The following is a 14,814-nucleotide window of genomic DNA, read 5'->3' as shown; positions in this document are numbered from 1 at the left end:
TTCGGTAGAAATATTTTTATTTTAAATAACTTCAATAAGTCCAGCTTATTTAAAAGTGGTTGTTTTTACTCTTGTTTTTTACAAAACCGCTAATTTTCTATCAGCAACTTCTGAGCATCATTACATATTTAGGACTACCCACCTATCAAATTAGACTTAAAAGAAGGGATTTCAAAGAGGCCGGTTTAGCAAGCATCAAGAAAGAATATTATAAAAATCATAAATCCAAAAAATGTGTTTGTAACCCTTTAAATTCAAATTCAACTACACTCCGTATTATATCTTTGTGACAGTCGTTAGCAACACTTCACTCATGACTAATCTGTTGGCCATTCGCCAGCTAGACCTACTGCAACAACTTTACTAGAAAATCGATTGAATTCTCTGAATCAAGAAGGATTCGGGGCTTGACAGCGCAGTTGGGTTTGATTGGCGAGGGAATCAGGGGATGGGATATCCAATCATCATGGGTTCCTCGCCACTTCACAAGAAACCCGAGGTCCCCAGCGGAAAGGGGCCACCCCTGTGTTCCCTGATTATACTTTCACCCTGCCTCGCGCCACGGGGGAGAGTGGATCCAAAAACTCCGAGTCTGGACTGCTGAATCCCAAACCAGAATAAGATAAAGTAATCAAATACTAAATCTTATCTTGATGTTGCTATGACCCCTTCCTTTCTCCAACGTCTGCATAGTCCCGATCGCCCGGTTCTGGTTTTTGATGGGGCGATGGGTACCAGTCTGCAATTTCAAAACCTTACTGCTGATGACTTTGGCGGCAAGGACTTTGAAGGCTGCAACGAATATCTCGTCTATACGAAGCCAGAAGCCGTGAAACTGGTCCATCGCGGGTTCCTGGAAGCGGGTGCCGATGTGATTGAAACCGACACCTTTGGCGGGACTTCCATTGTGTTGGCGGAATATGATATCGGCGATCGCGCTTATGAACTGAATAAAACCGCTGCCGAACTAGCTAAAAGCGTCGCTGCCGAATATTCTACCCCTGAAAAGCCGCGATTTGTGGCCGGTTCCATCGGTCCCGGGACAAAATTACCCACTTTGGGACATATTGATTTCGATACCCTGAAAAACGCTTTTAGTGAACAAGCGGAAGGTCTAATTGATGGCGGTGTTGATTTATTAATTGTAGAAACTTGTCAGGATGTGTTGCAAATTAAAGCAGCATTGAATGGCATTGAAGCAGTTTTTGAAAAAAAAGGTCAGCGGTTGCCCTTGATGGTTTCCATCACGATGGAAGTGATGGGGACGATGTTGGTCGGTTCTGATATTAGTGCAGCTTTAGCCATTTTAGAACCCTATCCCATTGATATTTTAGGTCTCAATTGTGCCACGGGTCCGGCTCAAATGAAGGAACATATCCGGTATTTGGCTGAAAATTCTCCCTTTGTGGTGTCTTGTATTCCCAATGCCGGGTTACCGGAAAATATTGGGGGACAGGCGCATTACAAGTTGACTCCGATGGAGTTGCGGATGGCGTTGATGCACTTTGTGGAAGATTTGGGAGTGCAGGTGATTGGCGGGTGTTGTGGGACGCAAGCGCCTCACATTGCCCAGTTAGCGGAATTGTCTAAGAGTTTGAAGCCGAAAGAACGTCCGGTGCGGGTTTGGGGTGAAAATGGCAGTCCTCCGCCTCGCAATTTGTTCCAATATACTCCGGCTGCGGCTTCGATTTATAGTGCACAACCATATAAACAGGATAATTCGTTCCTGATTGTCGGGGAACGGCTGAATGCCAGCGGTTCTAAGAAGTGCCGGGAGATGCTGAATGCGGAAGATTGGGATGGATTAGTGGCCCTGGGACGGGAACAAGTGCGAGAAGGCGCTCACATTTTGGATGTGAACGTAGACTATGTGGGACGGGATGGGGTGCACGATATGCACCAGTTGGTGTCCCGGTTGGTGACGAATGCGACTCTGCCTCTGATGCTGGATTCGACGGAATGGGAGAAGATGGAGGCGGGGTTGAAAGTCGCCGGGGGTAAGTGTTTGATGAACTCTACCAACTATGAAGATGGGGAAGAACGGTTCTACAAAGTGCTAGGTTTAGCGAAGCAGTATGGTGCGGGGGTGGTTGTTGGCACGATTGATGAGGAGGGGATGGCGCGGACGGCAGATCGCAAGTTTGAAATTGCCAAACGTGCCTATGATGCGGCGATCGCCTATGGTGTCCCCGCCCATGAATTGTTTTTTGATACCCTGGCGTTACCGATTTCTACGGGGATTGAAGAAGATCGGGAGAATGGGAAAGCTACGATTGAGTCGATTCGCCGAATTCGGGAAGAATTACCCGGTTGTCACCTTTTGTTAGGGGTTTCTAATATTTCCTTCGGCTTGAATCCGGCGGCGCGTCAAGTGCTGAATTCGGTGTTTTTGAATGAAGCAATGCAGGTGGGGTTGGATAGCGCGATTGTAAGTGCCAGCAAGATTTTACCCTTGGCAAAAATTGACCCGAAACAGCAAGAAGTCTGTCGGGATTTGATTTACGATCGCCGTCGGTTTGAGGGGGATGTTTGTATTTATGACCCCCTGGCGAAAGTAACGGAATTTTTCCAAGGGAAAACTACCAAACGGGACCGCTCAATCGATGCTAGTTTGCCCATTGAAGAACGCCTCAAAAATCACATTATTGACGGCGAACGGATTGGGTTAAACGACGCCCTTACCCTAGCTTTAGAAACCTATCCTCCTCTGGCGATTATTAATCAGTATCTCTTGGATGGGATGAAGGTTGTCGGGGAATTGTTTGGTTCGGGACAAATGCAATTACCCTTTGTGTTGCAATCGGCGGAAACGATGAAGGCAGCGGTGGCTTATCTTGAACCCTTTATGGAAAAAGAAGGGTCTGAAGAGGGGAAAAAAGATAATGCAAAAGGGACGGTAATCATTGCCACGGTGAAAGGCGATGTTCACGATATTGGGAAGAATTTGGTGGATATTATTCTGACCAATAATGGGTATCGGGTGATTAATTTAGGGATTAAGCAGCCGGTGGATAATATTATCCAAGCATACGAGGAACATCGGGCTGATTGCATTGCCATGAGTGGGCTTTTGGTGAAGTCTACTGCGTTTATGAAGGAAAATTTGGCGGTGTTTAATGAACGGGAAATTAGTGTTCCGGTGATTTTGGGGGGTGCGGCGCTGACTCCGAAGTTTGTCCATGAGGATTGTCAGAATACTTACAAGGGTCAAGTAGTTTATGGGAAAGATGCCTTTTCTGACTTGCATTTCATGGATAAATTGATGCCTGCTAAACTGGCCCAAAACTGGGATGATTTTGCTGGGTTCTTGGATGAAGCTGAAGCTAAAGGAAGTGCAGGATTAGCAACTTCGGAGAATGGGGAAAAGCTAGAAAAGGCGACTCCAAAATCTCAAGAACCGGCGGAAGTTGATACGCGCCGTTCTGAGGCGGTGGCGATTGAGATTGAGCGTCCTACGCCGCCATTTTGGGGAACGAAGGTGCTGCAACCGGAGGATATTCCGTTGGAGGAGGTGTTTGAGTATATGGATTTACAAGCGCTATTTGTGGGACAATGGCAATTCCGTAAGCCTCAAGGTCAATCTCGGGAAGAGTATGATGCTTTTTTGGCGGAAACGGTGCATCCCATTTTAGCGACTTGGAAGGAACGGGTATTCTCGGATAATTTGTTACATCCCCAGGCGGTTTATGGCTATTTTCCCTGTCAAGCTGAGGGGAATAGTTTGCTGATTTACCAACCGGAGGAAGGGGAAAAAGGTGCGGTAACTGAACCCGTGGCTACTTTTGAGTTTCCTCGCCAAAAGTCGATGCGGCGGTTATGTATTGCAGACTTTTTTGCACCGAAGGAAACGGGTCATATTGATGTGTTTCCCATGCATGCGGTGACGGTGGGAGAAGTGGCGACGGAGTATGCGAAACAGTTGTTTGATGGCGATCGCTATACGGATTATTTGTATTTTCATGGGATTGCGGTGCAAACAGCGGAGGCGATCGCGGAATGGTTACACGCGCGGATTCGTCGCGAGTTGGGATTTGCCAGTGAGGAACCGGATAATATTCGGGAGATTTTGCAACAGCGTTATCGGGGTTCTCGGTATAGTTTCGGGTATCCCGCTTGTCCGAATATGCAGGATCAGTATAAGCAGTTGGATTTGTTAGGCAGCGATCGCATTCACTTGGAGATGGATGAAAGTGAACAGCTTTATCCTGAACAATCCACGACGGCGATCGTCACCTATCACCCGGCGGCGAAATACTTTAGTGCCTAATCTTTTGAGTTGGCGGAATGCGCTGTCAACTCAAGAGATTTATGGGATAATTTTGGATTGATTCCCCCTACCCCCCTGATTTAGGGGGGCTTTTTTGTTCACCCTGAAGGTTTAAGATAGGGAGATTGATTGATTGAAATAGGGGAAATTCATGAAGGGACCTGATATTCTCAGGATGGCTTTTAAATATTTAATCCCATCAGCCTTTTTACCGCGGTATCTATAGCAATTCTAAATGATTTGTAATCAAGCCAGGGAGCAAGATGTAAGTGTACCACGCACAGGCACAAACAGCACCGCGCACAGGAGCAACAGCGATCGCTTTACTGACTGCCGAAAGCTTCAACATTGGATCCATGAGACAACGGCTGCAAGGATTGGAATATAAGCTAGACTTCGGAAGCTACCCGAAAAAATCTTATGATTTTTCTCCGGGAGGATATTCCAAACTGTACCCGATTATTGTACAATCATTAAATTCAATCGTTCCCTGAGCGTACCCCGTCCTCCTTACCCCGCCAACCCTTGCCGTGTTAGAAGCTTTTGTCCTTGCTACCATTTTGTGTGGATTCTTTGGAATTCTCTTTAAAAAGAACCTATTGATGAAAATTGTTTCAATGGATGTCATGAGTACAGGGGTGATTGCCTACTATGTATTTGTGGCATCCCGAGGGGGTATGGTTACGCCTATTGTCGCCGATGGGACTGACAAAGTAGCCTACGCTGATCCAGTTCCCCAAGCTGTGATTTTAACGGCGATCGTGATTGGGTTTTCCATTCAGGCTTTAATGTTAGTCGGGGTGATGAAATTAGCCCGGGATAATCCAACTTTAGAAATCACCGAAATCGAAAAAAATAATACCCCATGAATACCCTGACAATTCTATGGATGGCCCTGCCTTTTTTGGCCGGATTCACGATTTTTATCCTTCCCCAACTGGATCGCTACCTAGTCAGCTTCACGGCATTGGCTTCTGCGGTATTTGCAGTCCAAGTATTTTTGATGAACTCCCCGATTGCGTTGCAATTACTCGATTCGACTGGGGTGACGTTATTCATTGATCACCTGAGCAGTTACTTTATTTTAACCAATGCCTTAGTAACCGCTGCGGTGATTCTGTACTGCTTGCAAACGGAGAAAAGTGCTTTCTTTTATGCCCAGATGATTATTCTGCATGGTAGCCTCAATGCCGCCTTTATTTCCACTGATTTTATTAGTGTATATGTGGCGCTAGAGGTGAGCGGAATTGCGGCTTCATTGCTGGTGAGCTATCCGAGAACCGATCGCTCGATTTGGGTGGCCCTGCGCTATCTGTTTGTCAGCAATATCGCCATGTTGTTTTATCTAGTGGGGGCAATTCTAGTTTATAAAGCTCATCATTCCTTTAGTTTTGAAGGATTGCGAGATGCACCACCGGAAGCCTTGGCTTTAATTTTCATGGGATTATTAAGCAAGGCTGGCATTTTTGTCTCGGGATTGTGGTTACCTTTAACCCATTCAGAATCAGAAACCCCGGTGTCGGCCCTGCTGTCGGGAATTGTCGTCAAAGCCGGTGCATTTCCCTTAGTCCGTTGCGCTCTAATTTTAGAAGAAGTTAGTCCAATTGTACAGATTTTTGGAGTGGGAACGGCGATTTTAGGGGTGAGTTATGCCATGTTTGAAAAAGATACCAAGCGCCTATTAGCCTTTAGCACCGTTTCCCAGTTAGGGTGGATTATTTCCGCCCCCGAAGTCGCGGGTTTTTATGCCCTCACCCACGGAATGGCGAAATCGAGTTTGTTTCTAATTGTTGGGAATTTGCCCAGTCGTGACTTGAAGACACTGCAAACTAATCCGATGACTACCGCGTTATGGATTCCCCTGATTTTAGGGAGTTTATCCATCTGTGGGTTTCCCTTGTTAGCCGGTTTTGAAGCGAAGATGTTAACCCTAGAACATTTGGTGTCTTGGCAAACTATCCCCATGAATCTGGCGGCAGTAGGAACGGTAATCTGCTTTTCAAAGTTGATTTTTCTCCCTCATGTCAGGACTGAATCTAACCCACCCATGCGGATGGGGTTTTGGTTGGCGACCGGTCTCTTGTTGGGGGGATTAATTTTCGCCAATGCGGTCCATTATGAACTTTATACGGTTGCCAATATTCTCAAAGCGATTGGGATTGTGGCAGTGGGTGCAGTGATTTATCTAGCCATCATTCAACGGTTGGTTTTGAATTTACCCCGAATGTTCGAGGAATTTGAGCATTTAATTGGAGTGATGAGTCTGATTTCAATTTTGCTGTTTTGGTTTGCCTGGAGTTGGCATTAATTATGATAGGATATCTTAATTTAATCTTACGATTGATCATTTGGTTTCTGTTGACTGCGGACCTGAGTTCACAGAATATCCTGATCGGAGTCATCATCTCCCTGCTATTGCCTCACAATCATAAAATTAAGGGGCATATTCAAGATTGGATGCGGGCATTGTGGGAGATTATCGTGGCCGTTCCAATCGCCTATATGGAAGCTTTTGAAATCATCTTGTTTCCCCATAGATTTGAAGATGTTACCCGGGAACGAGTGCCCCCTCTTCGTTCGCCGGGATTGGTGTTTTTAGACATTTTCTTGATTACCTTTACCCCCAAGACGATTGTTGTAAAATATCACGAAGAAGGCTGGTATGAAGTCCATCGTTTGCGCCGGAGAAGTCCTGAATGAATCTAATGATGAATGGGATACTGTTTGCCATGATTTTGGCTCTGCTGATTCCAATGTATGAAGCCTGGAAAGATGATGATGTTTGGCAAAAAATGTTGGCTTTTGCCAGCATTGCGACGAAAACTTCTATTATGATTTTAGTTGTTTCCGTGTTTCGGGATGATTGGAATATCGGGGTCGCGGGAGTGATTATCCTCAGCGTGGGGAATGCCGGTTTAATGTTACTCGCTCATATTGTGAAACGCTTGAATGAATTATGATTGATTTCTTGAGTTATGGTTGTATTGGGTTAGGAATTTTCTTCTGGTTTTGGGGGACTTATCCGTTACTGGGGGAGCGATCGGTGTTATATAAGCTCCATACTCTTTCGGTGTCGGATACCCTGGGTTCCATGTCCATCACCATTGGATTGCTGCTGAGAATCCCCAGGGAATGGCCTTTAATTATGCTGGCCCTAATTTCTTTAGCCATTTGGAATACAATTTTGGGATATGTTTTAGCCTATTGTTCCAGTGGAGATGAGACTCATGACTGATTTTTATATCTATGCGATTGTGGCGCTATTGCCGTTATCTGCTTGTATGTTAGTGATGCAATCGAATCCCTTTCATGCCCTAATTATTCGGGGGATATTAGGGGCAGTGGCGGCCTTGGTTTATGCCCTATTAGGCGCGGCAGATGTGGCGTTAACGGAAGCGTTAATGGGGACATTACTGGCGATTACTCTGTATGCGGTGGCGGTGCGTTCCTCAATGGTGATGCGCCTGGGGTTTATTGAAGATGAGTGGATTGAAGGCGATCGCCCTACCGGAAAACCCATTGACGATTTACGCGCAATTTTTGCCAAACGGTATATGCGCCTTGAATTAGTGCCTTATCACGATGAATTAGCTTTGAATCAAGCCTTTAAAGAAAAAGAAATTCATGCCATTTATGTGCAGCCAACGCCGGTAGAACATGGCGATCGCACCTTCACAACTACCTTAGAAAAAGTAACCGGATATCAGACCACTACAAGGATTCAACGTCTCTATGAAATCATGAAAGAGGAACTACCATCAGAGACAAACGTTACTTATTTCAATCCTTTAATTAGTCCCTTAAGTTCATCGGAGCAGCATTAATGAAATGGATTTATGTTCTCGCGGGAATCGCACTTTCTCTGAAAATTTTATTCACATCTAATTCTATCCTAGCGGATGAAAGTAACCTAGAAATCGTGCAATCTGTAATCCAGGATAGTGGGGTTCCTAATGCGGTATCTGGGATTATTTTGAGAAATCGCTTGTACGATACTATCTTTGAAGTCGTGGTTTTTTCGATTTCCATTGTGGGAGTAAAATATTTACTCGCCAACGAAAAGCCTTCAACTCATGTGCATCAATTTAACGATCAGCCCTCCATTGTTTTAGCCCGTTTAGGGGCAACAATTGCCGCATTAGTTGGCATCGAACTGGCAATTCGCGGCCATTTAAGTCCTGGGGGAGGATTTGCTGGTGGAGTAGCGGGAGGGACGGCGATCGGGTTAATCGCCATTACTTCATCAATGGAACTGATGCAGTCTATTTATAAGCGTTGGCATACCGCAACTTGGGAAAAAATTTCCGTCATCATTTTTATCGGATTAGCCATGCTCACCCTGGGGGGAATTGAGTTACCTTATGGTCAATTTGGCGCTTTGGTCAGTGGGGGAATTCTGCCCATTTTAAACATCCTGGTTGCTATTAAAGTCGCCTTGGGTTCATGGGCAGTAATTTTACTCTTTATTCGCTATCGTGGCTTGTTGTGAGGGGTCGAGCTTTTTAAAAGTAGCCTACATTTTAGGTCATCCCATTTATGCGGGGAAACAATCCATGATTCAGTCCCCTCCCCAATCCAAAGAGGAAGGGACTGGACTTACAAAACTTCTTTATTTTTGGTTTTGACGCGAGTGTAAAAGTCGGACATCACTTCAATGAAAGAAGTATCTTTTTGCCAAAAGGGAGGAAAATCACCGGCTTTTTTAATCAGAATGGCAGGAACGATCGCCGGTTGGGAGGGCGGGGGTGGCGGTGGTAGTCGTTTAGAACCCATCCAAAATTCTTTTAAATCGGCGGTGGCATTGATGGGGACTCGTTCCGGTTCGGTGTAATAGGATTCTGAGGCTTCTGGGGCGATCGCAGTTTCATGTAAGGAGGCAGAAAGGGCTTCTCCTAATGGGGTTTTTGCCAGTTCGGTTTGCAAATCTTCCCGCGAGAGTCCCCGCAGTTCAAAGAGTAAAAATGGGTCAGAATCTAATTGCGCCGCAACTAAATAATAAACTCCAGCAATATGTTTACAAGGGTTAGCATAGTCGGGACAAGAACAGGTTGTTTTGAAGTCTTTGCGACTGTCCGGAAGTAAATGCAGTTTCAACTCAGCAAAGGCGGAATCAATATTATCCGGCACTTCATTCATTAACAGTTTGGAGACAAAACTGGCATTGGAGGCAATGGTTTTAATGGCTTTGGACCATTGCGCCGGAGAAATCGGGGTGATTTCAATTTTAGTAGTATAAAGGGGTTCTTTGTACACTCCATAATAGGGATTAACCGACCCCCGAACTTTGGCGGTAATTTGGTTATTGACAATCCGATATTCTTTGATTTTGCCATTGTTGGCGTAGGACCTGCCCCGTCCCAGTCGGCTGGAATCGGTAAAGTCTTCTAAGGCGCTAATAAAGCGTTTTCCCCACCAGGTTCTGCTAAATTTTGTCATAATTTTACTCCAAAATTGCTTGTTTATTTAAGGCAATCAGTTGTTTGAAACTGTCGTTATCCAGTTCGGTTAACCATGATTCATCATTGCCGACGATCGCAGAGGAGAGGCGCTTTTTATCTTCCAGGGTGCGATCGATTCGTTCTTCCAGGGTTCCGATCGCAATAAATTTATGGACAAACACATTTTTCTCTTGTCCAATCCGGAAGGCGCGATCGGTGGCTTGATCTTCGACTGCCGGGTTCCACCAGCGATCGAAATGGAATACATGATTGGCTTTAGTCAGGGTAATCCCCACTCCACCCGCTTTTAAGGACAGAATAAAGATGGAGGGTTCGGTTTCGGGGTCTTGAAACTCAGCAATCATTTTTTCCCGTTTTTGACGCGGGGTTCCCCCATGTAAATAATGGGTTTTGTAATAGAACGTCTGTTTCAGGTACTTCTCTAATGCCCCACAAATTTCGGTAAATTGGCTGAAAATTAGCAGGCTTTCTCCTTCAGCGATGACTTCTTCTAGCATCTCCACTAGCCGTTCCAATTTATGCGATCGCGAGGGTAAAAACTCACTGTTATCTTGTAAAAATTGGGCGGGATGGTTACAAATTTGCTTCAGCTTCATCAGGGTAGATAAAATTAAGCCTTTGCGCTGAATGCCTTCGGCTTGTTCTAACTGTTCCGCCACATCTTTGACCACCGCTTCATATAACGAAGCCTGTTCTTTGGTGAGGTTGCAATATTGTTTCTGTTCGACTTTATCGGGCAAATCCTTAATAATCGAACGGTCCGTTTTCACCCGACGCAGGATAAAGGGTTCGACTAAGCGTTTTAACGTGATTGATTTAATCGGGTCATTATCTTTTTGAATCGGCATTTCAAAGCCCTTGCGAAACTGGGCTTCTTTCCCCAAATATCCGGGATTCAGGAAATTGAAAATTGACCATAAATCTAACAGCCGGTTTTCAATGGGGGTTCCCGTTAAAGCAAGGCGATGAGTGGAAGGCAGTTTGGCGATCGCCTTGGTTTGTGCCGCTTGAGGATTCTTGATATTTTGGGCTTCATCCACAACGACACGATGCCACTTTACTCCCTTAAATAGTTGGTCATCTTTGCGGGCCAAAGTAAACGAAGTAATCACCATATCATATTTTAAACTCTCAGCTTTGAATTCCTTCTCATCTTTGAGGCGATCGCTGCCGTGATGGATCATTGAAGTGATATGGGGTGCAAACCGTTCAATCTCTCTTTGCCAGTTACCAATCACCGAAGTTGGCGCAATTAATAACGTCGGCAAAGGCTTCTCCTCTCCCTCTCGTTCTAACACCAAACAGGCAATCACTTGTAATGATTTTCCCAACCCCATATCATCGGCGAGACAGCCATTGAGTCCTAACTGTTCCAAGTATTGCACCCAGGCAACCCCGCGTTTTTGATACTCTCTCAACATCCCTTGTAATTGTGCCGGATTTTCAATGGGTTCCAGACGGCTACTATCTCGCAGTTTTGCCATCATCTCAGCCAATACCTCATCCTGTTCTACTTCGATTTCATCAGAGGCATCGCTAATTTTCTGCATAAACTCTTGCAAGGACATTTCTGGCTGTTCATCTTTATGAGACTGCCAAAATTCCAACATTTGCTGCATTTTCTTCGGGTCTAACTCAATCCATTCCCCGCGAAATTGGACCAAGGGAGTTTTCGCCTCAACCAGTTGATTCCATTCCGCTTCACTAACCGGCTGTCCAGCAATAGAAAGCTCATATTTATATTGAATAATTTGCTGTAAACTAAACAGACCTTTCTTTGCTTGTCCCCCTGATTTCTTTTTCTTAGAGGAGGCTTTCAGGCGGAGGGTCGCACGTCTGCGTCCTTCTGGTGTCCACCAAGCAGGAACGATGACTTTATAGCCGGAATCTTCTAAAATCCAGGCACTTTCTTTAAGGAACTCAAACGCTTCCGACAAGGTTAAATCTAATCCCGTCGGACGGTCCGTTTCTAACCCTTTGGACAGGAGAGGATACATCCGGGCAGCATAGCCCAAATTTAATAACAGATTTTTTTCAAAATCAGCCCCAAAGTTTTTGTGAAATGTTTTTTTCTCAGCTTTACTCAGACTCCAATACTCCTCTAATGGAAGTTTTAGCGAGGGGTCTTTCTTAGAAGAAGCTACAAAGTCAATTCGCCACAAATCTGGTTCTTCTGCGGTTCCTTCTTGGAGTTGAAAACAGAGGTAAAATGGGGCTGTTAATTGTGCGCTGGATAATCGGTCTTTCCAACTGGACCACTGCTGGTAAATCTCTCGGGAAACATCGGACCTTTTTCTACTACTTTTACTGGTGTAGATAAAAGAGTCATCAAACTGTTTGGAGACCGTTTGGGTAATGGGAGTTTCGCCGACTAAATTATTTAATAAACATTCAGAAAAATTGCGCAGTAAACTGGACCGTTCGTAAAACTCTAAGGGTGTAGGAATTGCCGCAAACCCGGCAACACAGGCCAAGGGCATCGCCTCGCTATACTGCTGAATATCGGTTTCGTATTGTTGGGATAAAATTTCCCAACTGGAGTAATATTCTTCGGTTTGAACGGTTTTGGCTTTTTTCCCTTTTCCGGTGGTGGAGGTTAGGGTGGCATATTTTAAGGCCGGAATGTATTGGTCTTTGAGAATAATTTGTTTAAAGGCTTGACTGTACTGATACCAAAACATTAAGTCCGCGCCAAGCTGAACCTCTGCCAGATTATTGATGGCGATAAAGTGTAAATCATTTAAGGTTTTAGTCACCGATTTTACGGGGTCGTTCTTGACGATATCTTCGAGGTGATAACAATCAATTTCCCAGGGATGAAACTCGCAGGTTTCCGGGGGTTCATCTTCTAGGTAGCGAAATAGTTCTACGGAAGGTAAGGGTTGATCACCCGTGGTGGGTAGAATAAAATACTGAGAGAAAATGCGATTTTTGATGCCATTTTGGCAGAGTTCAGGAATTCCCAAGTTTGCCCGCAAAAATTCCGCCAATTCCGCTTTTTCTAAATGGGCGGGATGGCGTAAACTGGGCTTTTTGCGGCTGGGTTTAGGAATGGTTTCGACCCAGAGGTAAAATTGACCCTGACGAATGAACTCGCTGGTGTTGTTTGGGATCCAAGTGCCATGAAGGATTTTCATACACAAATCGCAAGGTTAAGGGGTTGAGGGATGTCCTACGGCGATGCAACCGAGGAGAGATGTAACAAATACCCCTGATGATGGGGGTAGTTTATAGAGTACCATAATCACTCTCGCTCAAGGGGCGATCGCCCTGATGTTACCAATTTAGCTTCAGCAACCTTGGATTGCCGGTCCCAAAATGGAAATCACGGAAAACCCTTGGGGAGATTTCACCGGGACCGGATGTCTCTGTTCGTATCTTGGATTACATTTTAGTTCATGTTAAGCATTGTAATGATAGTAGTTACTCAAATAAGATTGTTACATTTTTTAATAAAAGTTGTTTCAAAACGGTATCAATTCACGCAGTAACTGAACAGAAAGCCCGGTTAAATCTTGAGTAGACCTTTAAACAAAACATTGCTATGAACCCCTTAAATTCTTTAACTTCTTGCTGTCGAAATTGTCGGTACTATGAGCCGGAAGGAAGACGGGGTGGGGCTTGCCAGCAACTCAATGTTCCGGTTCAAGCAACCTGGAAATCCTGTTCTTTATCCAGTCCAGCATTTACTCCCTCTTGGAAAGTCTTGCAAGATCTGATCCAGTGGGAACAGGAAAACATCGATCGCATAACAGCAGCTAGTCTTCCCACCCCAGATGATTCCAAGGTTGAAGTGAATTGCCGCTAGAACCGTCTTTAAAACCCTTCGTTCACTCCATTGTTTCGGTTGTTCTGTATTCTGGAAAAAGGAATTTACCAGATCCAGGATATGACAAGCCCGAAAAATCTACAACAGCAGTTCAATAAAATCGCCAATTTATTAGAGAAAATTCAGAATTTAGGTTTAGATTCTGAAGATGGGGAGACGAATTTTTTATCGTCTCTCCATCAATTTGAAACCGTCGCCCTTCCGTTTGAATTCGTGCAACAGGGAATGGGACTCTGGGAGGCAATTTTTGCCCCAGAGGTGCTGCGATCGCTGGCAACGGAGGATCCGGATACTTTAGAATCCTTGGCGATCGCCCTCAGTCAAACCCTGCAAACTCAACTGGCGATTTTAAACCCTTGGTTGCCTCTACTCACCACCCCTGCGGCATTAGCCGATAAAATCCGCGATCGCACCGCCCAAATTCAGCAATTCACGACAGAAAAAGCTCAACTCCTAGAAGCATCTGAAACCCTATTTCATCGCGAATTAGAACTCCGTCAAGCGGGGGAAGAGTTGCAGGAGTTAAAACAAACTCGGGCGGAACTTACTGCTATTGAACAGGAACTCGCAACCACAGATTTAGAAGACTTATGCCGAAACATTTCTAACCGGCAAACTGCCCTAGAACAGGACCGCAATCAGCTAGAAATCCTCAAACTTCAACAAGCAGAAATTGAGGCAGAAATTGTCGCAATCCAAGGACTCCATCACCAAATTTCCCGAGAATTAGAAGGACTCCAACTGCGCCGTTCTCGCTTAGAAACCCGGACGCAACAACAAACTACCCAACTGATTACCTTAACCGAGGCAGAACGACAACGCCTGGGGACCGCTTTACCTCCTTTATTAGAGGAATTAGCAGAACAACAGTTAGCTTACGAGAATGCTCAAGGTGAATTATCTCAAGCCATTGCCGATTTTAATAGCTATCAACAACAAACCCATGAATTGATGAACTATTTAAAAATTCATTATCAAACTGATGTAGAATTAGGGCAAAAATTGCCGGTGAATCAGCCCAAAATTGAGGCTATAATCCAGAGGATTCAAAACAATTTAGCGGAACTGGATCAGGAATTAGCTACGGCGCAACAGCAACATGAGCGATCGCAGGAAAAAACCATAGTCACCTTTTGAGTGAAAATCCGGTTTCAACCCAGACGCGGTGCACCCAATCGACTTAGCAGCATCAGAGACCAAGGCAGGTTAAGATTGGGAACCAGTCCAGCATAAGGTCTCAATTGGGGGACGGCAAAGGG

13 protein-coding genes are annotated in these 14,814 nt (G+C 45.0%); 11 read left to right on the top strand and 2 right to left on the bottom strand.

Going from position 1 to position 14,814, the window contains the following annotated elements; all coding sequences use genetic code 11:
- Positions 1-661 precede the first annotated feature (661 nt).
- From metH to J0895_RS10110, 9 genes are all read left to right on the top strand, one after another.
- The gene (gene metH, locus J0895_RS10150; RefSeq protein ID WP_207087983.1) at positions 662-4,267 is read left to right on the top strand and encodes a methionine synthase; all 3,606 of its coding nucleotides are present in this window, start codon (positions 662-664) and stop codon (positions 4,265-4,267) included.
- Between the two features lie 269 nt (positions 4,268-4,536).
- Positions 4,537-4,761 carry a hypothetical protein gene (locus J0895_RS10145; protein ID WP_207087982.1) on the top strand — a complete coding sequence of 75 codons (225 nt, stop codon included), beginning with the start codon at positions 4,537-4,539 and terminating at the stop codon, positions 4,759-4,761.
- A gap of 36 nt (positions 4,762-4,797) precedes the next feature.
- Complete coding sequence (locus J0895_RS10140) at positions 4,798-5,136, top strand: NADH-quinone oxidoreductase subunit K (RefSeq protein WP_207087981.1); 339 nt, start codon at positions 4,798-4,800, stop codon at positions 5,134-5,136.
- Positions 5,133-6,575 (top strand): cation:proton antiporter, encoded by a 1,443-nt coding sequence (locus J0895_RS10135; protein ID WP_207087980.1) that lies wholly within the window; start codon positions 5,133-5,135, stop codon positions 6,573-6,575. Before J0895_RS10140 ends, J0895_RS10135 begins: the two co-directional genes overlap by 4 nt.
- A 2-nt stretch (positions 6,576-6,577) precedes the next feature.
- On the top strand, positions 6,578-6,967 hold the full coding sequence (locus J0895_RS10130) for a Na+/H+ antiporter subunit E (RefSeq protein WP_207087979.1): 390 nt from the start codon (positions 6,578-6,580) through the stop codon (positions 6,965-6,967).
- 8 nt (positions 6,968-6,975) lie between these two features.
- Positions 6,976-7,227 carry a hypothetical protein gene (locus J0895_RS10125; RefSeq protein ID WP_207087984.1) on the top strand — a complete coding sequence of 84 codons (252 nt, stop codon included), beginning with the start codon at positions 6,976-6,978 and terminating at the stop codon, positions 7,225-7,227.
- Positions 7,224-7,502, top strand: coding sequence for a monovalent cation/H(+) antiporter subunit G (locus J0895_RS10120; protein ID WP_207087978.1), 279 nt, complete (start codon positions 7,224-7,226; stop codon positions 7,500-7,502). Before J0895_RS10125 ends, J0895_RS10120 begins: the two co-directional genes overlap by 4 nt.
- The gene (locus J0895_RS10115; RefSeq protein WP_207087977.1) at positions 7,495-8,091 is read left to right on the top strand and encodes a DUF4040 domain-containing protein; all 597 of its coding nucleotides are present in this window, start codon (positions 7,495-7,497) and stop codon (positions 8,089-8,091) included. Before J0895_RS10120 ends, J0895_RS10115 begins: the two co-directional genes overlap by 8 nt.
- Entirely contained in the window at positions 8,091-8,756 is a 666-nt protein-coding gene (locus tag J0895_RS10110) for a Na(+)/H(+) antiporter subunit B (protein WP_207087976.1), read from the top strand. The genes J0895_RS10115 and J0895_RS10110 overlap by 1 nt, the downstream gene beginning before the upstream one ends.
- A gap of 107 nt (positions 8,757-8,863) precedes the next feature.
- On the opposite strand, the gene J0895_RS10105 is transcribed toward J0895_RS10110, so the two are convergent.
- Both J0895_RS10105 and J0895_RS10100 read right to left on the bottom strand, forming a co-directional pair.
- A complete protein-coding gene (locus J0895_RS10105; RefSeq protein WP_207087975.1) occupies positions 8,864-9,703 on the bottom strand; it encodes an SWIM zinc finger family protein in 840 nt (279 codons plus the stop codon).
- A 4-nt stretch (positions 9,704-9,707) separates the two neighbouring features.
- Entirely contained in the window at positions 9,708-12,863 is a 3,156-nt protein-coding gene (locus J0895_RS10100) for a DEAD/DEAH box helicase (RefSeq protein ID WP_207087974.1), read from the bottom strand.
- Between the two features lie 407 nt (positions 12,864-13,270).
- Between J0895_RS10100 and J0895_RS10095 the strand changes: the two genes are divergently transcribed.
- Positions 13,271-13,534, top strand: coding sequence for a hypothetical protein (locus J0895_RS10095; RefSeq protein ID WP_207087973.1), 264 nt, complete (start codon positions 13,271-13,273; stop codon positions 13,532-13,534).
- A gap of 81 nt (positions 13,535-13,615) precedes the next feature.
- On the top strand, positions 13,616-14,692 hold the full coding sequence (locus J0895_RS10090; RefSeq protein ID WP_207087972.1) for a coiled-coil domain-containing protein: 1,077 nt from the start codon (positions 13,616-13,618) through the stop codon (positions 14,690-14,692).
- Positions 14,693-14,814 lie beyond the last annotated feature (122 nt).

The organism is Phormidium pseudopriestleyi FRX01 (assembly GCF_017313335.1).
GTDB classification, from domain to species: domain Bacteria; phylum Cyanobacteriota; class Cyanobacteriia; order Cyanobacteriales; family Laspinemataceae; genus Laspinema; species Laspinema pseudopriestleyi.
This window is presented reverse-complemented; position numbering and strand designations above follow the sequence as displayed.

Excerpts from the sequence above, each read along its gene's own strand:
- J0895_RS10105 (WP_207087975.1), bottom strand. The coding sequence starts at position 9,703 with ATGACAAAATTTAGCAGAACCTGGTGGGGAAAACGCTTTATTAGCGCC.
- J0895_RS10120 (WP_207087978.1), top strand. The coding sequence starts at position 7,224 with ATGATTGATTTCTTGAGTTATGGTTGTATTGGGTTAGGAATTTTCTTC.
- J0895_RS10115 (WP_207087977.1), top strand. The coding sequence starts at position 7,495 with ATGACTGATTTTTATATCTATGCGATTGTGGCGCTATTGCCGTTATCT.
- J0895_RS10090 (WP_207087972.1), top strand. The coding sequence starts at position 13,616 with ATGACAAGCCCGAAAAATCTACAACAGCAGTTCAATAAAATCGCCAAT.
- J0895_RS10095 (WP_207087973.1), top strand. The coding sequence starts at position 13,271 with ATGAACCCCTTAAATTCTTTAACTTCTTGCTGTCGAAATTGTCGGTAC.
- J0895_RS10100 (WP_207087974.1), bottom strand. The coding sequence starts at position 12,863 with ATGAAAATCCTTCATGGCACTTGGATCCCAAACAACACCAGCGAGTTC.
- J0895_RS10135 (WP_207087980.1), top strand. The coding sequence starts at position 5,133 with ATGAATACCCTGACAATTCTATGGATGGCCCTGCCTTTTTTGGCCGGA.
- J0895_RS10125 (WP_207087984.1), top strand. The coding sequence starts at position 6,976 with ATGAATGGGATACTGTTTGCCATGATTTTGGCTCTGCTGATTCCAATG.
- J0895_RS10130 (WP_207087979.1), top strand. The coding sequence starts at position 6,578 with ATGATAGGATATCTTAATTTAATCTTACGATTGATCATTTGGTTTCTG.
- metH (WP_207087983.1), top strand. The coding sequence starts at position 662 with ATGACCCCTTCCTTTCTCCAACGTCTGCATAGTCCCGATCGCCCGGTT.
- J0895_RS10110 (WP_207087976.1), top strand. The coding sequence starts at position 8,091 with ATGAAATGGATTTATGTTCTCGCGGGAATCGCACTTTCTCTGAAAATT.